Origin of the sequence: Pseudomonas vancouverensis, assembly GCF_004348895.1 — a bacterium.
GTDB classification, from domain to species: Bacteria; Pseudomonadota; Gammaproteobacteria; order Pseudomonadales; family Pseudomonadaceae; genus Aquipseudomonas; species Aquipseudomonas vancouverensis.
Genome location: NZ_RRZK01000029.1, coordinates 218316 through 243778, shown reverse-complemented (window position 1 = coordinate 243778; position 25463 = coordinate 218316). Strand labels below are relative to the sequence as shown.

Below are 25463 nucleotides of genomic sequence, written 5' to 3'. Positions count from 1 at the left end.
GGTTATCTCCGGGTCGGGTCGAAAGTAGCGGGCAATGTGGCCCAGCAGGCATCGTAAGTCGGTTGCAATTGCGGGCAGTCGAGGGCAAAACGGCTCGGACGCAGCACCTGGCTGGTCTCGAACATGAAAGCCATGGTGTTGTCGATTTTCGCCGGCGCCAGCTCGGCGTTGATCGCCTTGGTACAGGTTTCGCCATCCGGCCCGTGGGCGCTCATGCAGCTGTGCAAGGACGCACCGCCCGGCACAAAACCTTCGGCCTTGGCGTCGTACGCGCCCTGAATCAGGCCCATGTATTCGTTCATCAGGTTGCGGTGGAACCACGGTGGACGGAAGGTTTTCTCGGCGACCATCCAGCGTGGCGGGAAGATCACGAAGTCGAGATTGGCCAGGCCATGAACACTGGTCGGCGAGGTCAATACGGTAAAGATCGACGGATCAGGGTGATCGAAACTCACCGTGCCAATCGTGTTGAAACGACGCAGGTCATATTTGTACGGCACGTTGTTGCCATGCCATGCCACCACGTTCAGCGGCGAGTGGTTAAGCTCGCAGGCCCATAGTTGGCCCAGGAACTTCTGTACCAGGGTGGTGGGCTGCTGCAGGTTTTCGTAAGCCGCGACCGGGGTCAGGAAGTCCCGCGGGTTGGCCAGGCCATTGCTGCCGATCGGCCCCAGATCCGGCAGGCGCAGCGGTGCGCTGTGGTTCTCGGCGACGTACCCGCGGGCTTGCGGGTCGAGCAATTCAACACGGAATTTCAAGCCTCGCGGCAACACTGCGATTTCCAGCGGTTCCACGTCCAGCACACCGAGCTCGGTGGTTATACGCAGGCGCCCCATCTCGGGCACCAGCAGCATTTCCCCGTCGGCATTGAAGAACACACGTTCCATGGAACGGTTGGCGCGGTAGTTGTAGATGCTGATCCCGGACGGTTTTTCCGCGCTCGCATTGGCTGCCATGCTCACCAGGCCATCGATGAAGTCGGTCGGCTCGGCAGGCAGGTCCAGTGGGTTCCAGCGCAGGCGGTTGGGGGTGACTTCACCCAACGGGCCGCCCGCCAGTTGCCGCTCGAGTTTGACGAATGCCGGGTGATTGGCCGATGGCTGGATGCGGTACATCCAGGTCCGTCGCGCCTCGCTGCGCGGCATGGTGAAGGCGGTGCCGGAAAACAGTTCGGTGTACAGACCGTACGGGGCTTTCTGCGGGGAGTTCTGGCCGACAGGCAGTGCGCCGGGTAGCGCTTCGCTGCTGAATTCGTTGCCGAAGCCTGACAGATACGTCAGCGCTGGCGTCGTTGCATCGGAGTTCATGGAGCCTCCTGAACAGGGAGTCGGCAGTGGCCGTTCGCTCTGCTGCAGAGGTCTTGGCACGCCTGGGTTGTTATTGTCGTAATTCAATTACGCATAACGTAATTTGATTGGTATTGACCGTCAAGCTATAAAGACGCCCATTCGTCCCGGGATCACGGCACCACCATGGAAAAGACCAGCGACAGCAACGGCAAACAGAAAGTCCGCTCGGCCGAGGTCGGCACCGACATTCTCAAGGCATTGGCCGAGTTGTCGCCCTCGACCTCGCTGTCGCGCCTGGCCGAGCATGTGCAAATGCCAGCGAGCAAGGTTCACCGTTACTTGCAGGCGCTGATCGCCAGCGGTTTTGCCGAACAGAATGCCGCCACCAACCACTACGGGCTGGGCCGCGAAGCCTTGCGCGTGGGCCTGGCGGCACTCAACAGTATGGACGTGCTGAAAGTCGCCGCACTGCCATTGGCCGAGCTGCGCGACGACTTGAACGAAACTTGTTTCCTCGCGGTATGGGGCAATCAGGGTGCGACCGTAGTGCATATCGAACCGGCCGTGCGCGCGGTGACGGTGGTGACACAATTGGGCTCGGTACTGCCGTTGCTCAGCTCTTCGACCGGTCTGGTGTTCGGTGCTTATCTTCCCGCGCGGGAAACCGTGGAATTGCGTGATCAGGAACTGCAAGTCAGCACGCCCCATGCGCTGGCAGACGAGCAGACTTACACGACGATGTGCGAACAGATCCGCCAACGCGGCCTGCATCATGTGCATGGTTTACTGATGCCCGGCGTCGATGCGTTGTCGGCACCGGTGTTCAATGCCATGGGCAGGATTGCCGCGGTACTGACAGTGGTCGGGCCGACGTCGCTGTTTCACGCCGATGAAAACGGCCCAGCGGCGCAGCGCCTGCTGTCTGCCAGCCGCGCAGTCAGCTGGCGAATGGGTTTCGAGCCGACCGTTTGAACTGAATGATCCGGCCCGCTCGAGGCTGGCCTCGGCAGCCTGTTACACGCTGAAACCCAACTGCCTGGCCATGGCCACCGCCTGTGTTCGGCGCTCGACGCCGAGCTTGCTGTGGATACGCCGGGCATGGGTTTTCACCGTGTGCAACGAGATGAACAATTGCCGGGCAATTTGTTGATTGGAGTTGCCTTGAGCGATCAGCCCAAGCACTTCAAGCTCGCGTTGACTCAACAGGGTGGTATCTGCCCCCGCCGCCGCTCTTGGCCCCTCACCTCTCAAACGACAAAGCAGACCCGGCTGACGCAAATTCAAGTCACACAAGGCCTGCTGCCCCTGACAGCGATCCACCAAGACCAGGCCGGCTTCCAGCGAGTCTCGGGCCACGGCAGTTTCACCGCTCAGATCGGCCACCTCACAGATCGCCAACTGCAACTCGGTCTCCAGCGCCAGCATGGCGTGTTGTTGCGCATGCTCCAGCAGTATCTGCAGTTGATCCAGCGCGCGTGGCGCCTGATTCAAATGGGCTTCGGCCAGCAACAGTTGATACTCGACGCGCGCCAGCAATTGAAAGGTAGCCGGTGGGGCTTGCCGTGCGCGGGGTCCTCGATAATGGCGCAGTACGCGGGTGAGTGCTTCGCAGGTCAGTTCGTGGCGCCCTTGCTGCAACCAGAAATGGCTGCTGACTTGCAGCAGCACGCTACGGTAAACGGTGTCCGGGATCTGCCGCTGCTGCATCAAGCGTTCGGCTTCGCGCAGGCGGTCAAACGCCTGGGCGTAGTCACCCAGGTTGGCGGCGATCTGCGCCTGCCCGAGAAACCCGTACAGCACATGTTTGTCCCGACTGATCAGACAGTCATCCAGCCCCGTCTGAAAATGCTCGCCAGCTTGCGCCACCTGCCCCTGACACAACGCCAGGCGCCCGCGCCGCAAGGCAATCCGCCCCAGCAAGGGCGTCGGCCGATCAGCCAGTGGCTTGAGCCGTTCATGCACATCGGCCAACAGCTGTGCCGCGCGCCCGGGTGTCCCGCGCATCTCCAGAAGCTGCGCATGATCGAGCTCCAACAACGCCTCGAAGAGCAGCGAACCCTGCGCGCGCGCCAGGCACAAAGCATCGCGGTTGAGGGTCTGGGCGGCGTCGAGGTCTGCGTTGAGCAATGCTTGCTGGGTCAAGCCCGACAGACATAACAGGCGCGCCGGCCAGGCATCGACATCCAGCGCTTGCAGCGCCTCGATGAAATGTTCCCGGGCCGCCGACATGCGCCCCAGCAAATGCAGGAGCCAGCCTTGTTGTGCCTGCCAGCGTGCCAATAACTGGCGTTGCGCGATGGCCGTCGGTTGCGGTGCGAAACGTGCCATTTGCCCCATGCATTCGGCGGCCTGATCAAAGCGTCCGGCGAACAACAACGCTGCGCTGACCAGGCCTACCCGTTGTGGCGTGCCCAAGGTCAATTGCTCGCCCATCTGCTCATGCAGCTTCAGCAGCCAACTGGCGTTCTGGCGTTTGAACAGGTGCTCCAGACTGAAGTGCTGCAACAGGCTCACCGCAACTTCGTGCTCTTGCGCCAGTAATGCCTGTTCGAACGCGCCCTGCCAATCCTCCCGGGCACTGAACCATTGGCACGCCCGTCGATGCCAGGAGCGCTCCGACTCGGCCGGTTCTTCGCGCAACGCCAGGGCCAAAGGTTCGAAGACCCGCAACCATTCGCTCGAGGCCTCCCAGGGTTCAATGAAACAACCCATTTCCTGCAACCTGTGCAACCACTGCGCACCCTCCCCGGCACCGAACAGGTGCTCGCAGAGGCTGGCGTTGAATCGCGGCAAGTAAACCAGTACGCGCCACACTTCGATCAGCTCAGGCGACAGGCTGCTGAACAATTCGTGTTGCACGTAATCAAGCAAGGTCGCGGAACGTCCCTGTTCAGCCGACCATGGGCAGCCATTGAGCAACGCGATCCGCACACCGGCGCACCAGCCATCACTGCGCTCGTGGATTTTTTTCGCTGTTTGCCGAGCCAGCGCCGGTTCGACATGGCGCAATAGTTCGCCGATTTCCGCCTCGCAGAACCCTAACGTGCGGCCTTCACACTCGTACAGTTCGTCATCGAGCAGCAAGCGCGGCCAGTTGCAGGCCGGACGCCGTCGGGTGCCCAGCCACCAGGTCAGCGCCGGGTTGGGCACAGACAACAGGCGGTCGAGCAAACGATCAAGCTGAGGATTCGGGGTGCGGCAGTAGTCGTCGAGAAACAGCCAGATGGGCGTGTGTATTCGTGCGAGGTGCTCCAGTAAACCGGCCTCTTGGGCAGACGGCAGGCCCAGCGCCGCTGCCAGTCGTGACAACAATTCGTCTGCCGTTAACGCCGCCCCGGCCAGCGGCAGCCAACACACCTGACAGTCTTGCGGCGCTCGCAGCAGACACTCGGTGAGCAGCGCGCTCTTGCCACTGCCGGCGGGTGCGCAGAGCAATCTCACCCTCGCGGTCGAGACCATTATCGGCCCCGTCAATCGCTCACGAGACAGATGATGAGCCGACAATCGCGGCAGGATCCCCGGGCGTTCCCGACAGTGCGTCATTGCAGTCATGGTGGTGCGCCTTTTTTATAATTCTGGCGCCACCCTAGACCTCATCCGGTCGCTTGTTGAAGAAGTATTCAACACACTGATCGCCCCCCATAAAAAAGGTGACCATAAGGTCACCTTTATGTGTAAGTGGCTGTAGGACGATTACCGAACTCCCGTACTCCGCAAGGCTGCCGGCGTGTAGTCCCCGGCTTTTGCATCGATGTTGAATTCGAAACTGCGCTTCTCTTCGTTCTTCATGCCCAGCGCGATGTAGCGACCGGCAATCAGGTCATACAGGGCTTCGACGGTGTAGGCCGGCACCTGATGATCGTAGTAGAACTGTGCGTGCCCTTCGGCCACTCGCCAGAGCTGGCCACGACCATCGTAGTGATCCGCCAGCGCCACTTGCCAGCTGTCTTCATCGATGTACATATGGCGCTTGGCATAAATGTGCCGCTCGTTGGGTTTCACCGTGGCAACCACTTCCCAGACCCGGTGCAATTCATAACGAGTCAGGTCCTGGTTGATATGCCCGGCCTTGATCACGTCGGTGTACTTGAGGTTGGGCGAGTCGAGCTTGTAACTGTTGTACGGAATGTACATCTCCTTTTTACCGACCAGCTTCCAGTCATAACGGTCCGGCGCACCGGAAAACATGTCGAAGTTGTCGGTGGTACGCAGGCCATCGGAAGACGTCCCCACGCCGTCATAGGCCACCTGTGGCGCACGACGCACGCGGCGCTGGCCGGCGTTGTAGATCCACGCCTTGCGCGGTTCCTTGACCTGATCGAGGGTCTCGTGAACCAGCAACACGTTGCCCGCCAGACGCGCCGGCGCCGTCACTTCCTGCTTGAAGTAGTTGAGGACGTTATCGTCGCTGCCCGGTTTCAAATCACTGAGCAGCGATGGCACGGCGACTTCGTCCTTGAAACGGATCACCGTGAAATCACCATTGGACTGCGGCGTCGCCTGGGTGATGGTACGGCGCAGATTGCCGCCGTGATAACGGGTGATGTGGTTCCAGATCACCTCCACGCCGTTCTTCGGAATCGGGAAGGCGTAATAGCGATTGCCGGTGAAATTGGCCAGGCCGTTACCGTCGTTGATCGGTGTGACGTTCAACGCACTGCGCTTGGCCGACTCATAGATCTCCGTTGGCAGGGCCACGGTGCGGTGGGTCGGATAGACCGGAATCCGGTAGGTTTCCGGGTAGCGTTTGAACATCGCGATCTGGCCGTCGGACAGCTTGTCCTTGTACTTGTCGACGGTGGCCGCGGTGATGATGAACAGCGGTTTCTCATTGGCGAAGGGGTCGGCCAGAAAACCTTTGCTGTCCACCGCTCCGGCATTTTTTGCAATGCCACCGGTCCAGGCTGGAATCGAGCCATCGGCATTGCCCTTCTTCTCGGCGCCCAGCGGCGTCAGGGAGGTACCCAGCTGATTGGCCTCTTCCACCGAGACCGCGGCCATCACCTGCACGGCCAACACACTGAGGGCCAGCACCGTACCGAACTGCAAAATCATCTTGCGCATTGAAGTCATCCTTTTCAGCCAGATCAGAAGTTCACGCCAAAGCTCAGCGCCACGAAGTCACGGTCTGTGAGCGTGTTGTAGTCGCCGCCGAAGAAGTCGGTGTAACTGAGGCTTGCGGTGTAGGTATTGCGATAGTCCGCATCGACACCGAGGCTGATGGCCTTGGCGCCTTCGTTGAACAGGCCGTTGGGACCGTAGCCGACGACATCGTGGGACCAGGAGAGGTTGGGCCTGAAGTTGATCCCGGCAATGACGTTGTTGTAATCGAGGATCGCCCGGGCGCGATAACCCCACGAATTCGAGGTCACGAAGCCATCGGTATCGCCGCCGAAACCGTACTGGCCGTACACCGAATCGCGGCCATAACGCAGCTTGCTGCGGGCCTCCAGGCCACCGACATGGACCATTGCCGCTTCGCCCACCAGGGTCAGGCGATCAGCGCCGGCAACCTGATCGATAAAGTGCGTGAGGGTGCTCTGGACCTGTGTCACTTCCTTGCGTCGATAGCCCTTGTTGTCGGCGCCCGGCGCAGTCGCGATAGGCGAAGCCGCACCTCCGGCAATCGGGTTGAGCATTGCCAGGGTCAGGTCGTTGGTATTGATCTGCACCGGTGCGTTGGGTCGGTAGCTGATCTCCCCGGTCCACGCCGTGCCGGTCGGCAAAGTGGTGGAGAAGCTCGCCCCATAGAGGCGAATGTCCTCCGGATATTCCAGGTAGTACTGGCCGCGACCGAGCATCACGCTTTGCGCAAGACCCGAGCCGCTGCCAGGGGCAAGCCGGTTGGCCGCCGCGACAATCCCGGGAATGCTCGCCAGCGTGGAGAGGCCGGCCGTGGTCGTACCGACATTGGGTGTGCGGCTGTGGTAATTCATGAAATACAGGCCGTACTCGGTGTCATCCCCCAACCAGCGCAGTGCGGTACCCCACTGCCCCGAATCCCGCGCATCGCGGTCCTGACCGCGAGGAACCACCACCCCTTCCCGGGTGACCTCGAAGCCCTGGCCAAACGCTGCGGCAACCGGTTGCAACGGCGCGATGGCCGGGCTGGCAACCGTGTAATTGTTGTTGCAACCGTCGGCCACCACATCGTTGCCGAAAAATGTGCCGCAGTTGTCGACAACGGTCTGGTCCCATTCCAGTTGGTAGAAACCTTCGACGGTCAACTTGTCGGTCAGTCCCTGCGAGGCGAACAGCATGTTGACCGGAATCAGGCCTTCCTTGATCTCGGCTCCGGGCCGGCGGAATGCGGATACGTCGATCGGGTTGATGCTGTTGATGGAGTTGCCGATGAAGGTGCTTTCACCCCAACTGACCACCTGTTTACCGGCGCGAACCGTGCCCGGCAGATCGGCAATGGAGTAGTTGTGATAAACGAAGGCGTCGAGGATTTCGCCGCCCGAGGACTTGGCGCCCTCCTTGCGATTGTGATCACTGATGTCCTTGAACGGACGGCTTTCATCCTTCAGTTCGAAGTCGTACCAGTACTTGCCACGCACGAACATGCCGGTGTCGCCGTACTTCAATTCCAGGTCATGAATGCCCTTGAAGATCTTCGAAAAGGTTTCGCCTTTGCCGAAGTTGAGTCGCCCGTCATCACCGGTCGACGCCTGGCCGGTCCCGCCGTTGGGAATACCCACCAGCGACTTGTCGGCATCGCGCATACCCCAGCTCGCGCCGACCGACAGGGACGAATCGAATGTCCCCTCGATTTCCCCGATGTTGAATGAAACGGCCTGTGCCTGGGCACAACAGCCCAAGGCCACCGCAGCCGCCAGTGCGTGCGGTGTGAAGATGGCGCGCATTGTTGTTTTTGTCATGCGTCTTCCCCGGTGAGTGACAGAAGGCCTCACCCTACTGCCGGGCAACGGGGTCGATAAGCGCACCAAGGAGGTATTCGCGCTGTACCTCCAAAGGATGACTGGCGCCAAGGCATCACCTGGGGGCATCGCGTGCGCGCGCACTGTTGCTCAGACTGCAACAGAGCATGTCCGGAATCAGTATTTTTCCTTTGTCACCAAGGGCTTATTCTGAGCGGGCTTTCACGGCAGACAGCCGAAAGCATCGGATAACGGCATGCGCCATTACCCACAGATTTCAGATGGATCGAGATTCGGTTTATCGCCCCTGTTCACTGACGTTGATTTGTAGCTCCTTGATCCAACGTCTTACCTTGGCCGCTGCGTTTGCAGCGGCCTTTTTTATGGGCGCTATTTACGGGGTAGGGATGCACTGGATAATTGTAGGAGCCGGCTTGCTGGCTCCTACAAGGGGTGTAAAGCAGCGAAGATCAGATCGAATACTTCTGCAGATTCCCCATCATTTCCTTCAGCGCTTCGATATTGTCCTTCGGATGCGCCGCCCCCTCGAAGTCGCAAATCTGCTGCCAGTTGGCCGCCACGTCCTGCGGTGAGAAACCGGCCCGTGGATCAAAGCCGACACCGAGACTACGCTCCCAGCGCACCTTGCCCATCCAGCCACCGCCCACTTCGAACAGACCGGATGTGTCCTGACAGTCTTCGCTGGCCAGGTACACCACCAACGGGCTCACCAGCTCCGGCTTGAGCTGTTCGAACACCTGCGGCGGGATCAAGCCTTCGGTCATGCGCGTACCGCCGGTGGGGGCGATGGCGTTGACCAGGATGTTGTTCTTGCGGCCTTCGATGGCCAGCGTGCGGGTCAGGCCGTAGAGACCGAGCTTGGCCATGCCGTAGTTGGACTGCCCGAAGTTGCCGTAGATGCCCGAGGTCGATGCGGTGAAAATCACCCGGCCGTAATTCTGCTCGCGCATGTGCGGCCAAGCAGCGCGGGTAACCTTGTAGGCGCCTTCGACATGCACGCGATAAACGATGTCCCAGTCGGCGTCTTCCATCTTGTGGAAGGTCTTGTCACGCAGGATGCCGGCGTTATTGACCACCACGTCGACACGGCCAAACACGTCGAGTGCATGCTGGACCAGCTTGTCGCCATCGGTGACCGAATCATGGTTGGCCTCGGCGATACCGCCGGCTTCGCGAATTTCCGCCACCACGCGATCCGCGGCAGAGGCATTCGCCCCTTCGCCCTGGGCCGAGCCACCCAGATCGTTGACCAGCACCCTGGCGCCCTGCTTGGCGAACAGCAATGCATGCGCCCGCCCCAGGCCGCCACCCGCACCGGTGATGATCACGACTTTATCTTCGAAACGAACAGAATCATTCATGGGGCGACTCCAGCAGGCCAAGGGACATTGAGTCCGAGTTTCAGGCACGGCGCGGTGGGTCACAATGAACAACGGGGAGGCTGAATGGTGCGCGATAAGGCTGGGGGATGATGAACTCGGCAATGACGCAGCAAACAGCAGCCTGGGCAGCGCAAACAGCGCGATGTCTCAGGCTGCGTGCTTTCCTTTACCCCTCATGAGCATGCCACTTTGCGCGGCGGAAACAGCAATTGATCGCGGAACGACAGGTAGTGCTTGAGCACCTGACACGGTGCCTCGATCTGTGGGTAATGGCCGATGCCGGGCAACAGCACCGTGTCGGCATCAGGAATCAGCTCCCGATAACGCTCGACCATGTGCGCACCCGAGATCGGATCGACCTCACCGTCAATCACCCGCAAGGGCACGTCGTTGCGCTGCATCGCCGTCACCCAGCGGTCGCGCTGCTCCCGCCGTTCGGGAATATAGGCAATCAGCTTGTGCATGATCCGCGGCCCGCGGTGGCTTTCGACCAGGCTCCAGAAATCATCCATCTCGCTTTCACTGGGGCGGGTTTGCGGGCCGAAAATCTGCCGAAAGCTCTTGACCAGTCCGTCGCGACTGAATGCACGGCCGATCATCCAGCCCAACGGGCTGAGCAGGAGTTTTTGCATCAACACCGGGCGGTGGGTTTCCGGGAACAGCCCGCCGTTGAGGAACACGCAACTGGCGATTTGCGCACGCGACTCGTAATGCCGGGCCAACAATTCCTGGGCGACGCTGTCACCGTAATCGTGCGCCATCACGTGCACAGGCTGCTCAATGTTCAAGTGAGCGAGCAATGCCTGTTGCAGATCCGCCTGTTCCAGCAGGCTGTACTCGTGGTTCGCCGGTTTCGCCGAGTCGCCAAAACCGAGCATGTCACAGGCAATCACGCGGTATCGCTGCGCCAGCGGTTGCCACAGGTAGTGCCAGTCCCAACTGGCGGTCGGAAAACCGTGAATGAGCAGCAACGGCTCACCCTGCCCCGCCGTCCAGTAACGGAGGGTCTGGCCACGGAAGACGAAGCTCTGGCTGCGTTTGCGCCAGACACACAGAGGGATCTCGGCGAGTGCCATCAGAGTTTATAACCCGCGTCCAGTTTATCGAGCTTGCGCAGCAGCGCCGGCCAGGCCAACGCGCCACCCATTCCTTGAGCACTTTTGGTAACGCCGGCGATCATGGCTTTGGCGCCGGCGAGGATTTGCGGTTCGATGGCGATCAGTTCAGCACCGCCGGTCTGCGCCATGACTTGTATGTCGCAGGCACGCTGGAAGGTGAACATCATCAGGAAGGTGTCGGCGATGGTGCCGCCACAGGTCAACAAGCCATGGTTGTGCAGCATCAGGAAATTGTTTTCCCCAAGGTCGGCCTGCAGTCGCGCTTTCTCTTCATGGTTGAGCGCCACCCCTTCATAGGCGTGATACGCCAGGCTGGAAAGGACGAACAACGACTGCTGACTGATCGGCAAGATGCCCTGCTTTTGCGCCGACACGGCAACACCCGACGCGGTGTGCGTATGCAGTACGCAGGTCACATCATGGCGAACCTCGTGCACAGCACTGTGGATGGTGTAGCCCGCGGGGTTGATCTCGTAGGGGCTGTCCATCAGCTTGTTGCCGGCCTGGTCGACCTTGACCAGACTGGACGCGGTGATTTCGTGAAACATCATCCCGAACGGGTTGATCAGGAAGTCTTCGGTGCCGGGCACCTTGGCGGAAATGTGGGTAAAAATCAGATCGTCCCAACCATGCTGGGCAACGAGTCGATAACAGGCCGCGAGGTCGACGCGGGTTTGCCATTCGGCGGCACTGACTTGATCTTTGACACTGTGTTGCGATGCGAAAGAAGCGGCATTCACGGCAAGGAACCTCGGTCATTTTTATTATGGAGTGTTTCCAATGAATACCGAGTCTAGTCACCCTGTGCCGAACCTGTAGTTGCATTGGCAGCCAGCTTGATGGCCCGGCGAGTCAGTGCAGGTTTAAATCCGGATCCCTGTCAAAGTATCGGCGCCAGACCGGGCCTGACACAGGGCTGCAACCACTGCGTCAGAACCCTGACTGGCTACCGAGGGGTGACGTCAGCCGCGCAATACGCTGATCAGCTCTGCCAGCCACGGCTCGGCGTCCGTTTCCGGAGTGACGCTTTCGCTGGCATCCAGACGCAACATCGGCAGGACTTCGCGCACACCTAGCTCGCCAAACAACTCGCGCATCTGCTCGCCGCCGCCACAGAAGGTATCGCCGTAACTGGCATCGCCCAAACCGATCACCGCTCCCGGCAAACCGCGCCATGCGGCTGGCAACTGGTCACGAATCGTCGAGTACAGGGGTTGCAGGTTGTCCGGCAGCTCACCCATGCCCGTGGTCGAGGTCACGGCCAGCAAAGCATCGGGAGCAAAAGCCTGAACATCAGCCAGGGTTGCCCGTGGGTTGTGCCAGGTTTCGAAACCGGCAGCGTTCAACAGGCTCGCGGCGTGGCGGGCGACCTCTTCGGCGGTACCGTATACCGAGCCGGAAATGATGGCGACTTTCATCAAACTGATCCTGAGTCCGAGTAAAAGACCCGGATATTAACAGCAAGGTGCTGATTGTTCTTTTAGAATGCAATCGACAATCAATCAGCAAAGGATGCTTCGGTGATCAACGCCCAATTGCTACAAATGGTGATCAACGCCTCCAACGATGGAATCGTAGTGGCGGAAAAGGAAGGCGATCAGGACAACATTCTGATTTACGTCAACCCGGCCTTCGAGCGCCTGACCGGATACACCAGCGAAGAAATCCTCTATCAGGACTGCCGCTTTCTGCAGGCTGGAGACCGTGACCAGGAGTCCCTGGCGGCCATTCGCACGACGCTCCGGAATGAAGGCTCGTGCCGGGAAATCTTGAGGAACTACCGCAAGGATGGCACGCCGTTCTGGAACGAACTGTCCCTTTCGACGGTAAAAAACCCGGACGACGGACAAACCTATTTTGTCGGTGTGCAGAAAGACGTGACCGTACAGGTCAAGGCGCAGCAGCGTGTGGCGCAGCTTGAAACGCAAGTAGCGCAGTTGCAGGCTGAACTGGCCGCCCTGAAAGCGACGAACGGCGCAAACATTCCGGCGAATTAGTTGTCATTAACTACAATCACCAATGACTTTGTAACTATATCTTTCGAGCTGGCCATGCATCGCGACGCACTCCTGACCCAGGACGAGCTGGATTTCATCCAGACCATGCAACACAACCCGCAACTCAACGTGCGCGATGCCACGTCGAGCCTGCTCGTCAATGGCGGTTCGCAAATCCGTGATTTGCTCACACGCCTGGCGGCGCATGAGCAAGTGACCATCCAGGCCAGCTTCGAAAACCAGCAGATCACCTTCCCCCTGCACTTGGTGGAAGACGAGTTCCATGCCCTGCATTTGCGCCTCGGCGTGCCGAGCATTTATGAAGACGGGCCGATGGTTCGCCCATGGCGGCTGGTGCTCGAAGAGCCGGTGGCACTGGAAAACTCCAAGGGCCAACCCGGCGCAATGTTCGTTCATGAAGTGTCGTGCAAAGGCGTGCTGCTGGAAATTCGCAACAAGACCAAGCCGCCGCGCCATTTCGTGCAGTGGTTCAGCCCTTCAGGCTACGAGCGGATCGCCTTGCGCGGGACCTTCGAGAAAGAGACCGAACAGGGTTTCTACGCTTACCAGCTCAGCCAGAGCGATACGGACGAAACCGAGCGCCTGCGCCAGTACATCCTGCAGCAGCATCGGTTGACACACCCGACGCTGCACCTCTGATTTCACGTATCCAGGTTGCCTGCCAGGAACTGTTTCAGGCGCTGGCGCATGACATCGCCCTCATTGCCCAGGCACCCTATCGATGATCCGGCCAGGCTCTCCTGCGCCATCTCCGACGCATCGCCAGCCAACATCAATGAACAGTCAAGGCTCAGGGCCAACCGATTCAGACGCCGGGGCAACTCGGCGGCCGGCACGTGATTGGAGAACAACACCAACGCCTTGGGCTTGATCCTGTCGCACACCAGACTCAGTTCGTCGAATGGCTGTCCGAGGGGCAGCAGCCGAACCCCTGTTTGCTCGCCGCTGAGAAACAGCGCCGCCAGCAGCAACTCAAGTTCACGACATTGACCGGCCAGGGCACACAGAATCACTCGCCGTGGTTGAGTGTCGCGATTGAGCATCAGCCGCTGCAACACCCGCGACCTTAGAAAGCCATCCAGAAACAGCCATTCACTGGTCCTGCCGAACTGATCCTGACGTTGCAGCAGTTGCCGCCACACAGGCATCAGAATGTCCTGGAACACCACGGGCTGGGAGTAGCTGGAAAACACCTGGCCGTAGATCCGGTCCAGTTGCACATCGTCAAAAGCACTGACGGCGGCATACACCTGCTGCTGCCATTGCGCATAGTCGGCGTGTACGAGGTCATCGGAAATGATGTGGGACAACGCCTGAAGGGGCGTTGCCTTGGCCAGTATCCTGCCGACCTTGCTGACCGGCACGCCGCGCTCGATCCAGTCGAGAATACTGCGTACACGCTCGATATCGGTCATTGAATACAGGCGATGCCCACTTTCGGTGCGCGTAGGGACGATCAAGCCATGGCGCCGTTCCCAGGCGCGCAGAGTGACGGGGTTGACGCCGGTCAGGCGCGCCACCTCGCGAATGGGAAAGAGTTGTTCCTGATCCAGAGAAGGGGTTTGCCGCTCACCTGAAGCAATATCAGTCAGTACGGGCATTGTGTTTGAACATCCATGTACCGTTCGAATCTTATTTTAACTCCCCGCCCCGTAAAATTTCCGTAAAAATTAACCTGTGGCTCGTACGCAGAAACTTCACAGACGTTAGCGGCAAAATCAGGAATAATCCTTGCTTGTCACAAGACGCAAGCCATCACCCCGGCGTTGCGCCTGGCGAAACTTCTATCCGAAGTGACGCAATTGAATTACGGAGATACAAAATGTCTGCCTCACCCGTCACCCTGATGGTCGCGCGTCGCGTCGCCCATGGGCGTTATCAGGACCTGATCGCCTGGTTGCGCGAAGGCGAACAACTGGCCACCGACTTTCCCGGTTATCTCGGCTCCGGCGTGCTCGCTCCGCCGCCCGACGATGACGAATTCCAGATCATCTTCCGCTTCGCCGACGAGCAGACCCTGCACGCCTGGGAGCACTCCGCCTCGCGCAGCGCCTGGCTCGAGCGTGGCAGCGACCTGTTCGCGCACAAAACCGAACATCGCGTCAGCGGCATCGAAGGCTGGTTCGGCACTGCCGGCCTGCGCCCGCCACGCTGGAAACAGGCCGTGGCGATCTGGCTGGCGTTCTTTCCGGTTTCGCTGCTGTTCAATTTTGTACTGGGGCCGTTGCTGGGCGAGATGAGCCTGCTGCCTCGGGTGTTGATCAGCACGCTGTGTCTGACGCCGTTGATGGTTTACTTCTTCATTCCGCTGTCGACGCGATTGCTGGCCAACTGGCTCAACAGCACGCCTGCAAGACCTCTGCCCGCCGAACCCGCCAGCCACAACCAATAAATCCCTAACTGTAGGAGCGAGCCTGCTCGCGAAGACGGCGGAACATTCGGCATCATTGTTGACGGATCCCCCGCCATCGCGAGCAAGCTCGCTCCCACGGAAGTTACCCACCCGTAGGTGGACCGCCTTCGTCGCTGGTATAGTTTTGCTCTTACCGCGATGCGAGCCTTCCATGACCTCTTGCGCAGCACCCATCCTCATCACCGGCGCCGGCCAGCGTGTCGGCCTGCACTGCGCGCAGCGATTGCTCGAGGAGGGTCATCGCGTGATTTTCAGCTACCGCAGCGAGCGTCCAAGCGTGCAAGTCCTGCGTGATCGTGGGGCGATCGCGATACAGGCAGACTTCGCCAGCGAATCGGCCATCATGGCCTTTATCAGCGAACTCAAGACCCACACCGGCAGCCTGCGGGCGATTGTTCACAACGCCTCCGAGTGGCTGGCCGAAACCCCGGACACCGACGCAGCGGCGTTCACCCGCATGTTCAACGTGCACATGCTGGCGCCGTACCTGATCAACCTGCACTGCGCCGATTTGCTGCAACGCTCAAGCCCCGCCGACATTGTGCATATCAGCGATGACGTAACGCGCAAGGGCAGCAGCAAGCACATCGGCTATTGCGCCAGCAAAGCCGGGCTCGACAGCCTGACCCTGTCCTTTGCCGCCCGCTACGCACCGGCCATCAAGGTCAACGGGATCGCCCCGGCCCTGCTACTGTTCAACCCTGACGACGACGCGGCGTACCGCGCCAAGGCCCTGGCCAAATCCGCCCTGGGCATAGAACCTGGCAGCGAAGTGATCTATCAAAGCCTGCGCTATCTGCTCGACAACCCTTATGTCACCGGCACTACCCTGACCGTCAACGGCGGAAGGCACATCAAATAAGTGTCCCGCGAGGATGTTTCATGACCTTGACCCTGCCCCAGCAAGCCCTGTCCGAGAGCTACCGCGAAATTCTCATCGGTGTCGGTGAAGACCCCGAGCGCGAAGGCCTGCTCGACACCCCGAAACGTGCGGCCAAGGCCATGCAGTACCTTTGCCATGGATATGCGCAGAGCGTCGAGGAGATCGTCAATGGCGCGCTGTTCGCCTCTGACAACGATGAAATGGTGATCGTCGACAACATCGAGTTGTATTCGCTCTGCGAACATCATCTGCTGCCCTTCATCGGCAAGGCCCATGTGGCTTATATTCCGACAGGCAAGGTGCTGGGCCTGTCGAAGATTGCGCGGCTGGTGGACATGTTCGCCCGCCGCCTGCAAATCCAGGAAAACCTCACCCGCCAGATCGCCGAGGCCGTGCAACAGGTCACCGGCGCGGCCGGGGTCGCGGTAGTCATCGAAGCGCAGCACATGTGCATGATGATGCGCGGCGTCGAGAAACAGAACTCAACCATGAACACCTCGGTGATGCTCGGCGCCTTTCGCGAGTCGAGCAACACCCGCCAGGAGTTCCTGCAATTGATTGGACGGAGCAAGTAGTAATGCCACAACTTCAACCAGGCATGGCACGCATCCGGGTCAAGGACCTGTGCCTGCGCACCTTCATCGGCATCAACGAGGATGAAATCCTCAACAAGCAGGATGTGCTGATCAACCTCACCATCCTCTACGCGGCCCAGGAAGCGGTGCGTGACAACGACATCGATCACGCGCTGAACTACCGCACCATCACCAAGGCGATCATCGCCCACGTCGAAGGCAACCGCTTCGCCCTGCTCGAGCGCCTGACCCAGGAAATTCTCGACCTGGTGATGGCCAATGCGTCGGTGTTGTACGCCGAGGTCGAGGTCGACAAGCCCCACGCCCTGCGCTTTGCCGAATCGGTGTCGATCACGCTTGCAGCGAGTCGGTAGCTACAAGCTTCAAGCGGCAAGCTGTAAACTTCGACCTACCGCAATCCATCTTGCAGCTTGAAGCGTGCCGCTTGAAGCTGTCTCGCAGAGACCGCCATGACCGATCAACAACGCCTGGAACTCGAAGCCGCCGCCTTTCGCCGACTGGTGGCCCATCTGGACAGCCGCAAGGATGTGCAGAACATCGACCTGATGAACCTCTCGGGTTTCTGCCGTAACTGCCTGTCCAAGTGGTACAAGGCGGCGGCAGACGAGCGCCAGATCGACGTCAGCCTCGATGAGGCACGTGAAGTGGTTTACGGCATGCCGTACGCCGAATGGAAAGCCCAATTTCAGCAAGAAGCCAGCGCCGAACAACAGGCGGCGTTCGCCAAAGGAAAAACCCAATGAGTGATTTGAACACCCTGCGCGCCAGCCTCAAGAGCGGCGAGCATGCATTCGCCGACACCCTGGCCTTCATCGCCGCCGGCTACGACTATCAGCCACAGGCCTTCAACAACGGTGGCGTGGAAAACGCTGCCGGGCAGAACGAAGGCTCGTGCAAGACCCTGGGCCTGGCGCTGCTGGAAGGCCTGAGCGACGAAGAGGCTCTGCTGGCCTTCGGTGAGCATTATCGTTCGGTACTTGCCACCCCTGAGGGTAGCGATCACGCCAACATCCGTGCGTTGATTACCCAGGGTCTGGCTGGTGTGAAATTCACTCAGCAACCCCTGACCCGCCGATAACTTAAAGAATCTGTGGCGAGGGAGCTTGCTCCCGCTGGCAGCGAAGCGGCCCCAAAAAAAGGGACGGCTACACCGTCCAGCGGGAGCAAGCTCCCTCGCCACAAAATTCTCTCCCCAGCCCATGAATGGTCGAGCTCAGGGCACATCCCGACTTTTAAGATTGACCCGACGACTTTATTTCGTTTGCCGCTCAGTACTGCTCACGGCTTAGATAAAAAGAAGTCCTCCTTCTTCCGAGCCGGCCCTTCATGCACAGCGAAACCATCAGCCAGTCGATCAACATCGTTCACCCCGTTACGCTCAGCCACGGCAAAAACGCCGAGGTCTGGGACACCGATGGCAAACGCTACATCGACTTCGTCGGCGGGATCGGCGTGCTCAATCTCGGCCATTGCCATCCGCGTATCGTCGAAGCCATTCGTGATCAAGCCACCCGCTTGACCCATTACGCTTTCAATGCGGCGCCGCACACGCCCTACCTCGAACTCATGGATCGTCTCTGCGCGTTTATCCCGGTGAGTTACCCGGTCAGCGGCATGCTCACCAACAGTGGCGCGGAAGCGGCGGAAAACGCGCTGAAAATCGCCCGTGGCGCCACCGGACGTACCGCCGTGATCGCCTTCGATGGCGGCTTCCACGGCCGTACGCTGGCCACCCTCAACCTCAACGGCAAAGTCGCCCCTTACAAACAGAAGGTCGGCGTGTTGCCGGGCCCGGTTTACCACCTGCCCTTCCCAAGCCAAGACAACGACGTGACCTGCGCCGAAGCGCTGAAGGCGATGGAGCGTCTGTTCAGTGTCGAGATCGACGTTAACGAAGTCGCTTGTTTCATTGTCGAACCGGTGCAGGGTGAAGGCGGTTTTCTGGCCATGGACGCGGCGTTCGCCCAGCATTTACGCGCCTTTTGTGACGAGCATGGCATCCTGCTGATCGCCGACGAAATCCAGTCCGGCTTCGGTCGTACCGGTCAGCGCTTCGCGTTTTCCCGTCTGGGTATCGAACCGGACCTGATTCTGCTGGCGAAAAGCATCGCCGGCGGCGTGCCCCTGGGTGCGGTGGTCGGGCGAAAGTCATTGCTCGACAATTTGCCCAAGGGCGGACTTGGCGGCACTTACTCGGGCAATCCGATTGCGTGCGCCGCCGCCCTGGCGACCCTGGATGAGATGACCGACGCTAACCTTCAAGCCTGGGGTCCGCGGCAGGAGGAAGCGATTGTCAGCCGCTATCAATCCTGGCGAGAGCGCAAGGTGTCGCCGTACCTCGGGCGCCTGACCGGCGTGGGTGCGATGCGCGGAATCGAGCTGGCCAACGCCGATGGCACACCGGCTGCGGCGCAATTGACGCAACTGCTGGCCTTGGCGCGGGAGGCGGGTTTGCTGCTGATGCCAAGCGGAAAATCGCGGCACATCATCCGGTTGCTGGCACCGTTGACGACCGAGGCGGTGGTGCTTGATGAAGGGCTCGATATTTTCGAAGCCTGCCTGCAAAAACTGACCTGAGCCACAGCACCACCTGTAGGAGCGAGCCTGCTCGCGAAAAACCTGAGAACGGCGCAGGGTGTCAGGCTTCCCGAGTTATCGTTGAAGACCATCGCGAGCAGGCTCGCTCCTACAGGGACTGGTACATTTCGCGAACGCACAAAAAAACCGGCCGAAGCCGGTTTTTTTATCACTACAGAATCAAGCGTTCTGCAGATTGTCCAGGTAACGCTCGGCGTCCAGGGCCGCCATGCAACCGGCACCGGCGGAGGTGATGGCCTGGCGGTATACGTGGTCAGCCACGTCACCGGCGGCGAAGATGCCTTCCAGATTGGTCGCGGTGGCATTGCCGTCTCGGCCGCCGTGAACAACCAGGTAACCGTCTTTCAAGGTCAACTGGCCTTCGAACAGCGAGGTGTTCGGGGTGTGGCCGATGGCAATGAACACGCCGTCGACTTTCACTTCGTCGAAGCTGCCGTCGTTGTTCTTCAGGCGAGCACCGGTCACGCCCATGTTGTCGCCCAGAACTTCGTCCAGGGTGGCGTTGAGCTTGAGGATGATCTTGCCTTCGGCAACCCGTGCGTTGAGCTTGTCGATCAGGATCTTCTCGGCGCGGAAGGTTTCGCGACGGTGGATCAGGGTCACGGTGCTGGCGATGTTGGCCAGGTACAGCGCCTCTTCAACAGCGGTGTTACCGCCACCGACGACGGCAACCGGCTTGTTGCGGTAGAAGAAACCGTCGCAGGTCGCGCAGGCCGAAACGCCTTTGCCCATGAACGCTTCTTCCGACGGCAGGCCCAGGTAACGGGCGCTGGCGCCGGTGGCGATGATCAGGGCGTCGCAGGTGTAGGTCGCGCTGTCGCCGGTCAGGGTGTACGGCTTGGCGGCGAAGTCCACGGCATTGATGTGATCGAAAACGATCTCGGTTTCGAAACGCTCGGCGTGCTCGCGCATCCGCTCCATCAGTGCCGGGCCGGTCAGGCCGTGCACGTCGCCCGGCCAGTTATCGACTTCAGTGGTGGTGGTCAGTTGACCGCCAGCCTGCATGCCGGTGATCAGCAGTGGCTTGAGGTTGGCACGGGCGGCGTAGACCGCAGCGCTGTAACCGGCAGGGCCGGAACCGAGAATAATCACTCGCGAATGACGGACTTCAGACATGACCTGCTCCTGTTGACCGGCCCGGAACACCTGGCACGGAACGCCGGATCACCGGCGGGAATAAAAAAGAACGGTTGAAAGCACTTGGGGAAGGCTTGAACTCCACCGTCCTGTAAAAAGATGGGTGAAGCGTATCGAGGGGGCGAAGATTAAGGAAATACCGTTTAACAATCCAGCTCATAGGTGGTCTCTATGCCATCTGAATGTCTCTGAAGGCGTCTTTGTTACAGTGAATGTCGATACCGCTGCCGCGCTTTCGCCCACTCGGCAAAGCCGGTAAGGTCGGCGCGTTTTCCCTTTGCTCGGAGCCCGTTATGCCCGCCCCTGTCCTGTCCGGCCCACAATACCTGCGCGAAGGTCTCAAGCTGGTGCTGAGTCCTGGCCTGCGTTTGTTTGTGTTGCTGCCGCTGATGATCAACCTCGTGCTGTTCGTCGGATTGATCTACCTGGCTGGCCATCAATTCAGCCTGTGGGTCGATACGCTGATGCCGACGCTGCCGGACTGGCTCGGTTTTCTCAGTTACATCCTCTGGCCGATTTTTGTCGTGCTGGTGGCGTTGATGGTGTTTTTCACCTTCACGATGCTCGCCAACGTCATCGCCGCGCCCTTCAACGGGTTTCTCGCTGAAAAAGTTGAAGTGGTGGTGCGCGGCACCGACGACTTCCCGGCGTTCAGCTGGGGCGAACTGATTGCCATGATTCCCCGCACCCTGGCCCGGGAAATGCGCAAACTCGGCTACTTCCTGCCACGGGCGATCGGTCTGTTCATCCTCTCGTTCATTCCGGTGGTGAACATCATTGCCGCACCGCTGTGGCTGCTGTTCGGTGTGTGGATGATGGCGATCCAGTACATCGACTACCCGGCGGACAACCACAAGCTGGGCTGGAACGAAATGCTCGCCTGGCTGCGCGAGAAACGCTGGCAGAGCATGAGCTTCGGCGGCATTGTCTATCTGGCGCTGCTGATTCCGGTGGTGAACATCCTGATGATGCCGGCCGCCGTGGCCGGGGCGACGCTGTTCTGGGTGCGCGAACGTGGCGCGGAAAACCTGGTGACCCAACGCTGATTCACAAATCCATCATCCTGACGTCACATTGGCGACATGGCACCCGTCGACACTGGTGCCATGACGACAGCTCTGCATATCACCCTGATCACCGAAACCTTCCCACCGGAAATCAACGGCGTGGCCAATACCCTTGGTCGCTTGTGCGACGGTTTGCGCGCGCGCGGCCATCAGGTCGAACTGGTGCGACCGCGCCAGGGCTGCGACCAGCAACTGGGCAGTGATGACGAGCTGATGTTGTGCCGGGGCTGGCCACTGCCCGGTTATCCCGGCTTGCAGTGGGGTCAGTCGTCGATGCACAAGCTGTTACGACGCTGGCAACGGCATCGCCCGGACGTGTTGTACATTGCCACCGAAGGCCCGCTGGGGTTGTCGGCCTTGCGTGCCGCACGGCGCCTGGGCATTTCCGTGGTCAGCGGCTTCCATACCAATTTCCAGCAGTATTCCAATCAATACGGGCTGGGTTTGCTGACTCGGCTACTGACCCACTATCTGCGCTGGTTTCACAATCGCTCGACCATGACCCTGGTGCCCAGCGTCAGCCAGCGGCTGGAATTGGAAAGGCGGCATTTCGAGCGCCTGGCCCTGCTCTCTCGAGGGGTCGACAGTCAGTTGTTTCACCCGGCCAAACGCTTGCACGCCCTGCGTGAACAATGGGGCCTGGCCGAAGAGGACATCGCGGTCATTCACGTAGGACGCCTGGCGCCGGAAAAGAACCTCGGCCTGCTCAAGCGCACCTTCGAAGCGCTCAAGGCAAGTTATCCACAGCGCCGATTGAAGCTGATCGTGGTTGGTGACGGCCCACAGCGCCAGGAACTGGAAAGGGAAATGCCCGATGCCGTTTTCTGCGGCACCCAGCGTGGCGAGGCCCTGGCGTGCCACTATGCCTCGGGGGATGTGTTCCTGTTTCCCAGTCTCACTGAAACCTTCGGCAACGTTGTGCTTGAGGCCTTGGCGTCCGGTTTGGGCGTGGTGGCTTACGATCAGGCGGCGGCGGCGCAACATATTCGCCATGGCTACAACGGCGTGTTGGCGATGCCGGGGGATGAAGGTGCGTTCTGCGATGCCGCGGCATGGTTGCTGGAGGAGCGCGAGACCCTGCGCAATGTACGTCTCAATGCGCGCCAACATGCCAGTCGCCAGGGTTGGGCGACGATCATCGAGCAGTTCGAGGGGCAGTTGCGCGGGGCGTGCGCGGGGGAGATGGCGGTGCTGAATGCGCCTTCTGTTCCCTGAATCCTTGTCGTCCTATCGCGAGCAAGCTCGCTCCCACAGTTTTTACAGAATACTCAAAACCTGTGGGAACGGGCTTGGTCCGGGCGGCGTTCCGACGATAGCGTCAGTGCAAACGCCGATTAAACCAACGTCATCAACGCCTCACGGCTGAACGGAAGAATGTCCTGCTCGCGGCCGTCACGCACTTTCTGCGCCCAGTCCGGGTCCACCAGCAACGCGCGGCCCACAGCGACCAGATCGAACTCTTCCTTGTTCAGACGCTCAAGCAGCTTCTCCAGGCTGGCCGGTTGCGCGATCTTGTCAGTGTTGACCATGAACTGCAGGAACTCGCCATCCAGGCCCACGCTGCCGACGGTGATGGTCGGTTTGCCGGTGAGTTGGCGGGTCCAGCCTGCCAGGTTCAAGTCGGAACCGTCGAACTCCGGCTCCCAGAAGCGTCGGGTCGAGCAATGGAAAATGTCCACGCCGGCCTCGGACAATGGCTTGAGGAATTCGCCCAGGGCCTCCGGGGTTTGCACCAGACGCGCGGTGTAGTCCTGCTGCTTCCACTGGGAGAAGCGGAAGATGATCGGGAAACCTTCACCGACCGCGGCACGCACGGCCTGGATCAGCTCGATGGCGAAGCGCGAACGATTGGCCAGGCTGCCGCCGTACTCGTCGCTGCGCTGGTTGCTGCCTTCCCAGAAGAACTGATCGATCAGATAACCGTGGGCGCCGTGGATTTCCACGCCGTCCATGCCGATGCTCTGGGCATCCTTGGCGGCCTGGGCGAACGCGGCGATGACGTCCTGAATATCCTGTTTGCTCATGCCGTGCACCACGACCTGGCCGTCCTTCAATTTTTCCGAAGGACCATAACCCGGCACGCTGGCATCCGGCTCGGTACCGATGCGACGCACACTGCCGACATGCCACAACTGCGGAACGATCTTGCCGCCCTCGGCATGCACAGCGTCGACGACTTTCTTCCAGCCGGCGAGTGCCGCTTCGCCAAAGAATTGCGGCACGTTCGGATAGCCGTTGGACGCCTTGTGACCGACCGTGGTGCCTTCGGTGATGATCAAGCCTACGCCGGCAGCGGCGCGGCGACGGTAGTACTCGATCACCTTGGAGTTAGGCACGCCTCCTGGCGAAAAAGAGCGGGTCATTGGCGCCATGACGACGCGGGTCGGCAGTTCAAGGCTGCCGAGGTGGAACGGTTTGAACAGGGCTTTAACGGGCATGGGACGCTCCACGGGAGTTAACTTTATGACGGTGATAATATGGAGAGATCCGCTGCTTGAACAGCATTATTGATTTTGGTGATGTAGGAGCGAGCTTGCTCGCGATGGTGGTCAACGATAACGCTGGCGGTCTGATGCCCAGCGGTGTTCCTGCAACCATCGCGAGCAAGCTCGCTCCTACAGGGAGAGGGGGATCAGCTCAGGGCTTTTTCAATCGCATGGACGATGGTCGGATCATCCGGTGCCGTACGTGGGGAGAACCGCGCCAGTACCCGGCCGTCCTTGCCCAGCAGGAATTTTTCGAAATTCCAGGTGATGTCACCGGGAAACTCCGCGCCCTCGCCTGCCAGCAGACGGTAGAGCTGGTGACGGTCATGGCCGTTGACTTCCAGCTTGCTGGACAGCGGAAAGGTCACGCCATAGTTCAGGCTGCAGAACTCCTGAATTTCCTTCTCGCTTCCCGGTTCCTGCCCGGCGAACTGATTGCACGGCAGGCCCAGCACACTGAAACCCTTGCCTTTGAATTGCTGGTAGAGGTTTTCCAGCGCCGCGTATTGCGGGGTCAAGCCGCATTTGGAGGCGACGTTGACCACCAGCACGACTTGGCCTTTGAAAGGCGCCAGAGGTAGCTCCTGTCCATCCAGGGCTGTCAATTTAAGGTCGTGAAAAGCACTCATGACGTACTCCAGATTCCCGTGTTCTTTTCGAAATACCCAGTTGGCAGCGTCTTCAGGGGCAGCCGCAGACTAAAAAGGCGCCCACAGGGCGCCTCTCCAGTATTCTGAGCTTAGCGCAGAAATCAGTGGTGATGGCCACCTTCGCCATGGACGTGACCATGAGCGATTTCTTCCTGGCTGGCATCACGGATGGCAACGATCTTGACCTGGAAATTCAGGCGCTGACCAGCCAGCGGGTGGTTGCCGTCAACGGTGACGTCGTCGCCGTCCAGGTCACGGATGGTCACGATCTGCATCTGGCCGTCCGGCGCGGAAGCGTGGAACTGCATGCCCACTTCCAGCTCGTCAACGCCTTCGAACATGCTGCGGCTCAGGGTGCTGACCAGTTCGGCAGCGTATTCGCCGTAGGCGTCTTCTGGCTCAACGGCCACGGTCAGCTCGTCGCCGACTGCCTTGCCTTCCAGGGCTTTTTCCAGGCCCGGGATGATGTTGCCTGCGCCTTGCAGGTAGACCAGCGGCGCGCCGCCGGCGGAGCTGTCGATGACCTCACCAGCGTCGTTGGTCAGGGTATAGTCGATGGAGACAGCCTTATTGGCGGCGATCAGCATGGGGCGAGACCTTTTGCATAAGAATATTGAAAGGCCAAGTTTAGCGAAGCAATCGTCCGAAAGCGAACACAACCCGGACAGACGGGATTCGACCATCACCGGCTTCCATCAGGACGAGGACGGACACTGGGTGGTCGAGCTTTCCTGTGGCCATACACAGCACCTGCGCCACCAGCCGCCATGGCAGTCCAGGGCCTGGGTCATGGACCCCGCGCAGCGCCAGGAAAAAATAGGCCAGCCCTTTGCCTGCGGTTGGTGCGCACAAGGCTCGGTTAACGATAACCTTGGCGACTGAGATTCGGTTGGCGACCCGTTACCGGTCACCACCTTTGCCATG

Annotated in this window: 26 protein-coding genes; 13 read left to right on the top strand and 13 right to left on the bottom strand. The window is 60.1% G+C overall.

Annotated features, from left to right (window positions below; genetic code table 11):
* Positions 1–2 precede the first annotated feature (2 nt).
* Positions 3–1307, bottom strand: coding sequence for a homogentisate 1,2-dioxygenase (gene hmgA, locus EIY72_RS21645; protein ID WP_093226677.1), 1305 nt, complete (start codon positions 1305–1307; stop codon positions 3–5).
* Positions 1308–1472: 165 nt separating this feature from the next.
* On the opposite strand from hmgA, the gene EIY72_RS21640 reads away from it, so the two are divergent.
* On the top strand, positions 1473–2261 hold the full coding sequence (locus EIY72_RS21640; protein WP_093226678.1) for an IclR family transcriptional regulator: 789 nt from the start codon (positions 1473–1475) through the stop codon (positions 2259–2261).
* A gap of 42 nt (positions 2262–2303) precedes the next feature.
* Here EIY72_RS21640 and EIY72_RS21635 read toward each other — a convergent pair whose 3' ends face one another.
* The 7 genes from EIY72_RS21635 to EIY72_RS21605 form a co-directional block, all read right to left on the bottom strand.
* Positions 2304–4841, bottom strand: a complete 2538-nt coding sequence (locus tag EIY72_RS21635) for a helix-turn-helix transcriptional regulator (RefSeq protein WP_093226679.1) — start codon at positions 4839–4841, stop codon at positions 2304–2306.
* Between the two features lie 141 nt (positions 4842–4982).
* Positions 4983–6353 (bottom strand): DUF1329 domain-containing protein, encoded by a 1371-nt coding sequence (locus EIY72_RS21630; protein ID WP_093226680.1) that lies wholly within the window; start codon positions 6351–6353, stop codon positions 4983–4985.
* Between the two features lie 23 nt (positions 6354–6376).
* Positions 6377–8170, bottom strand: coding sequence for a DUF1302 domain-containing protein (locus EIY72_RS21625; protein ID WP_093226681.1), 1794 nt, complete (start codon positions 8168–8170; stop codon positions 6377–6379).
* A gap of 470 nt (positions 8171–8640) precedes the next feature.
* Positions 8641–9552: an SDR family oxidoreductase gene (locus tag EIY72_RS21620; RefSeq protein ID WP_093226682.1), complete on the bottom strand. Its 912-nt coding sequence runs from the start codon at positions 9550–9552 to the stop codon at positions 8641–8643.
* Between the two features lie 194 nt (positions 9553–9746).
* Positions 9747–10649, bottom strand: coding sequence for an alpha/beta fold hydrolase (locus EIY72_RS21615; RefSeq protein ID WP_093226683.1), 903 nt, complete (start codon positions 10647–10649; stop codon positions 9747–9749).
* A complete protein-coding gene (locus tag EIY72_RS21610) occupies positions 10649–11431 on the bottom strand; it encodes a class II aldolase/adducin family protein (protein ID WP_093226684.1) in 783 nt (260 codons plus the stop codon). Before EIY72_RS21610 ends, EIY72_RS21615 begins: the two co-directional genes overlap by 1 nt.
* 222 nt (positions 11432–11653) lie before the next feature.
* Positions 11654–12109: a flavodoxin gene (locus tag EIY72_RS21605; RefSeq protein ID WP_093226685.1), complete on the bottom strand. Its 456-nt coding sequence runs from the start codon at positions 12107–12109 to the stop codon at positions 11654–11656.
* Positions 12110–12211: 102 nt separating this feature from the next.
* On the opposite strand from EIY72_RS21605, the gene EIY72_RS21600 reads away from it, so the two are divergent.
* Both EIY72_RS21600 and EIY72_RS21595 read left to right on the top strand, forming a co-directional pair.
* Complete coding sequence (locus tag EIY72_RS21600; RefSeq protein ID WP_093226686.1) at positions 12212–12688, top strand: PAS domain-containing protein; 477 nt, start codon at positions 12212–12214, stop codon at positions 12686–12688.
* A gap of 54 nt (positions 12689–12742) precedes the next feature.
* The gene (locus tag EIY72_RS21595; RefSeq protein ID WP_093226687.1) at positions 12743–13348 is read left to right on the top strand and encodes a hypothetical protein; all 606 of its coding nucleotides are present in this window, start codon (positions 12743–12745) and stop codon (positions 13346–13348) included.
* A 2-nt stretch (positions 13349–13350) separates the two neighbouring features.
* Here EIY72_RS21595 and EIY72_RS21590 read toward each other — a convergent pair whose 3' ends face one another.
* Positions 13351–14310 carry a MerR family transcriptional regulator gene (locus tag EIY72_RS21590; protein WP_093226688.1) on the bottom strand — a complete coding sequence of 320 codons (960 nt, stop codon included), beginning with the start codon at positions 14308–14310 and terminating at the stop codon, positions 13351–13353.
* A gap of 221 nt (positions 14311–14531) precedes the next feature.
* Between EIY72_RS21590 and EIY72_RS21585 the strand changes: the two genes are divergently transcribed.
* The 7 genes from EIY72_RS21585 to EIY72_RS21555 all read left to right on the top strand — a co-directional run bounded on the left by EIY72_RS21585 (position 14532) and on the right by EIY72_RS21555 (position 19178).
* Positions 14532–15101, top strand: a complete 570-nt coding sequence (locus EIY72_RS21585; RefSeq protein ID WP_093226689.1) for an antibiotic biosynthesis monooxygenase — start codon at positions 14532–14534, stop codon at positions 15099–15101.
* Positions 15102–15273: 172 nt separating this feature from the next.
* Positions 15274–15984 carry a dihydromonapterin reductase gene (folM, locus tag EIY72_RS21580; RefSeq protein ID WP_093226690.1) on the top strand — a complete coding sequence of 237 codons (711 nt, stop codon included), beginning with the start codon at positions 15274–15276 and terminating at the stop codon, positions 15982–15984.
* A 20-nt stretch (positions 15985–16004) separates the two neighbouring features.
* Positions 16005–16580, top strand: a complete 576-nt coding sequence (gene folE / locus EIY72_RS21575; RefSeq protein WP_093226691.1) for a GTP cyclohydrolase I FolE — start codon at positions 16005–16007, stop codon at positions 16578–16580.
* 2 nt (positions 16581–16582) lie between these two features.
* Positions 16583–16954, top strand: a complete 372-nt coding sequence (folX, locus tag EIY72_RS21570) for a dihydroneopterin triphosphate 2'-epimerase (protein WP_007970304.1) — start codon at positions 16583–16585, stop codon at positions 16952–16954.
* A gap of 96 nt (positions 16955–17050) precedes the next feature.
* The gene (locus EIY72_RS21565) at positions 17051–17344 is read left to right on the top strand and encodes a DUF1244 domain-containing protein (protein ID WP_093226692.1); all 294 of its coding nucleotides are present in this window, start codon (positions 17051–17053) and stop codon (positions 17342–17344) included.
* Positions 17341–17679, top strand: coding sequence for a HopJ type III effector protein (locus EIY72_RS21560; protein ID WP_093226693.1), 339 nt, complete (start codon positions 17341–17343; stop codon positions 17677–17679). Before EIY72_RS21565 ends, EIY72_RS21560 begins: the two co-directional genes overlap by 4 nt.
* Before the next feature lie 248 nt (positions 17680–17927).
* Positions 17928–19178 (top strand): 2-aminoadipate transaminase, encoded by a 1251-nt coding sequence (locus EIY72_RS21555; RefSeq protein WP_093226694.1) that lies wholly within the window; start codon positions 17928–17930, stop codon positions 19176–19178.
* Between the two features lie 180 nt (positions 19179–19358).
* On the opposite strand, the gene trxB is transcribed toward EIY72_RS21555, so the two are convergent.
* Positions 19359–20315 carry a thioredoxin-disulfide reductase gene (gene trxB / locus EIY72_RS21550; protein ID WP_033042914.1) on the bottom strand — a complete coding sequence of 319 codons (957 nt, stop codon included), beginning with the start codon at positions 20313–20315 and terminating at the stop codon, positions 19359–19361.
* Positions 20316–20629: 314 nt separating this feature from the next.
* Here trxB and cysZ point away from each other — a divergent pair, with 314 nt between their 5' ends.
* Positions 20630–21382, top strand: coding sequence for a sulfate transporter CysZ (gene cysZ, locus EIY72_RS21540; RefSeq protein ID WP_093226695.1), 753 nt, complete (start codon positions 20630–20632; stop codon positions 21380–21382).
* 36 nt (positions 21383–21418) lie between these two features.
* Positions 21419–22618: a glycosyltransferase family 4 protein gene (locus EIY72_RS21535; protein ID WP_093226696.1), complete on the top strand. Its 1200-nt coding sequence runs from the start codon at positions 21419–21421 to the stop codon at positions 22616–22618.
* A 119-nt stretch (positions 22619–22737) separates the two neighbouring features.
* Here the strand turns inward: EIY72_RS21535 and EIY72_RS21530 are convergent, their stop codons facing one another.
* From EIY72_RS21530 to EIY72_RS21520, 3 genes are all read right to left on the bottom strand, one after another.
* Positions 22738–23841 (bottom strand): NADH:flavin oxidoreductase, encoded by a 1104-nt coding sequence (locus tag EIY72_RS21530; RefSeq protein WP_093226697.1) that lies wholly within the window; start codon positions 23839–23841, stop codon positions 22738–22740.
* Positions 23842–24035: 194 nt separating this feature from the next.
* On the bottom strand, positions 24036–24518 hold the full coding sequence (locus EIY72_RS21525; RefSeq protein ID WP_093226698.1) for a glutathione peroxidase: 483 nt from the start codon (positions 24516–24518) through the stop codon (positions 24036–24038).
* Between the two features lie 122 nt (positions 24519–24640).
* Entirely contained in the window at positions 24641–25126 is a 486-nt protein-coding gene (locus tag EIY72_RS21520) for an FKBP-type peptidyl-prolyl cis-trans isomerase (RefSeq protein WP_007942189.1), read from the bottom strand.
* Between EIY72_RS21520 and EIY72_RS21515 the strand changes: the two genes are divergently transcribed.
* On the top strand, positions 25095–25421 hold the full coding sequence (locus tag EIY72_RS21515) for a DUF3565 domain-containing protein (RefSeq protein WP_093230729.1): 327 nt from the start codon (positions 25095–25097) through the stop codon (positions 25419–25421). The genes EIY72_RS21520 and EIY72_RS21515 overlap by 32 nt on opposite strands.
* The last annotated feature ends 42 nt before the right edge of the window (positions 25422–25463 follow it).

Excerpts from the sequence above, each read along its gene's own strand:
- hmgA (WP_093226677.1), bottom strand. The coding sequence starts at position 1,307 with ATGAACTCCGATGCAACGACGCCAGCGCTGACGTATCTGTCAGGCTTC.
- EIY72_RS21640 (WP_093226678.1), top strand. The coding sequence starts at position 1,473 with ATGGAAAAGACCAGCGACAGCAACGGCAAACAGAAAGTCCGCTCGGCC.
- EIY72_RS21635 (WP_093226679.1), bottom strand. The coding sequence starts at position 4,841 with ATGACTGCAATGACGCACTGTCGGGAACGCCCGGGGATCCTGCCGCGA.
- EIY72_RS21630 (WP_093226680.1), bottom strand. The coding sequence starts at position 6,353 with ATGCGCAAGATGATTTTGCAGTTCGGTACGGTGCTGGCCCTCAGTGTG.
- EIY72_RS21625 (WP_093226681.1), bottom strand. The coding sequence starts at position 8,170 with ATGACAAAAACAACAATGCGCGCCATCTTCACACCGCACGCACTGGCG.
- EIY72_RS21620 (WP_093226682.1), bottom strand. The coding sequence starts at position 9,552 with ATGAATGATTCTGTTCGTTTCGAAGATAAAGTCGTGATCATCACCGGT.
- EIY72_RS21615 (WP_093226683.1), bottom strand. The coding sequence starts at position 10,649 with ATGGCACTCGCCGAGATCCCTCTGTGTGTCTGGCGCAAACGCAGCCAG.
- EIY72_RS21605 (WP_093226685.1), bottom strand. The coding sequence starts at position 12,109 with ATGAAAGTCGCCATCATTTCCGGCTCGGTATACGGTACCGCCGAAGAG.
- EIY72_RS21595 (WP_093226687.1), top strand. The coding sequence starts at position 12,743 with ATGCATCGCGACGCACTCCTGACCCAGGACGAGCTGGATTTCATCCAG.
- EIY72_RS21590 (WP_093226688.1), bottom strand. The coding sequence starts at position 14,310 with ATGCCCGTACTGACTGATATTGCTTCAGGTGAGCGGCAAACCCCTTCT.
- EIY72_RS21585 (WP_093226689.1), top strand. The coding sequence starts at position 14,532 with ATGTCTGCCTCACCCGTCACCCTGATGGTCGCGCGTCGCGTCGCCCAT.
- folM (WP_093226690.1), top strand. The coding sequence starts at position 15,274 with ATGACCTCTTGCGCAGCACCCATCCTCATCACCGGCGCCGGCCAGCGT.
- folE (WP_093226691.1), top strand. The coding sequence starts at position 16,005 with ATGACCTTGACCCTGCCCCAGCAAGCCCTGTCCGAGAGCTACCGCGAA.
- folX (WP_007970304.1), top strand. The coding sequence starts at position 16,583 with ATGCCACAACTTCAACCAGGCATGGCACGCATCCGGGTCAAGGACCTG.
- EIY72_RS21565 (WP_093226692.1), top strand. The coding sequence starts at position 17,051 with ATGACCGATCAACAACGCCTGGAACTCGAAGCCGCCGCCTTTCGCCGA.
- EIY72_RS21560 (WP_093226693.1), top strand. The coding sequence starts at position 17,341 with ATGAGTGATTTGAACACCCTGCGCGCCAGCCTCAAGAGCGGCGAGCAT.
- EIY72_RS21555 (WP_093226694.1), top strand. The coding sequence starts at position 17,928 with ATGCACAGCGAAACCATCAGCCAGTCGATCAACATCGTTCACCCCGTT.
- trxB (WP_033042914.1), bottom strand. The coding sequence starts at position 20,315 with ATGTCTGAAGTCCGTCATTCGCGAGTGATTATTCTCGGTTCCGGCCCT.
- cysZ (WP_093226695.1), top strand. The coding sequence starts at position 20,630 with ATGCCCGCCCCTGTCCTGTCCGGCCCACAATACCTGCGCGAAGGTCTC.
- EIY72_RS21535 (WP_093226696.1), top strand. The coding sequence starts at position 21,419 with ATGGCACCCGTCGACACTGGTGCCATGACGACAGCTCTGCATATCACC.
- EIY72_RS21530 (WP_093226697.1), bottom strand. The coding sequence starts at position 23,841 with ATGCCCGTTAAAGCCCTGTTCAAACCGTTCCACCTCGGCAGCCTTGAA.
- EIY72_RS21525 (WP_093226698.1), bottom strand. The coding sequence starts at position 24,518 with ATGAGTGCTTTTCACGACCTTAAATTGACAGCCCTGGATGGACAGGAG.
- EIY72_RS21515 (WP_093230729.1), top strand. The coding sequence starts at position 25,095 with ATGGAGACAGCCTTATTGGCGGCGATCAGCATGGGGCGAGACCTTTTG.
- EIY72_RS21520 (WP_007942189.1), bottom strand. The coding sequence starts at position 25,126 with ATGCTGATCGCCGCCAATAAGGCTGTCTCCATCGACTATACCCTGACC.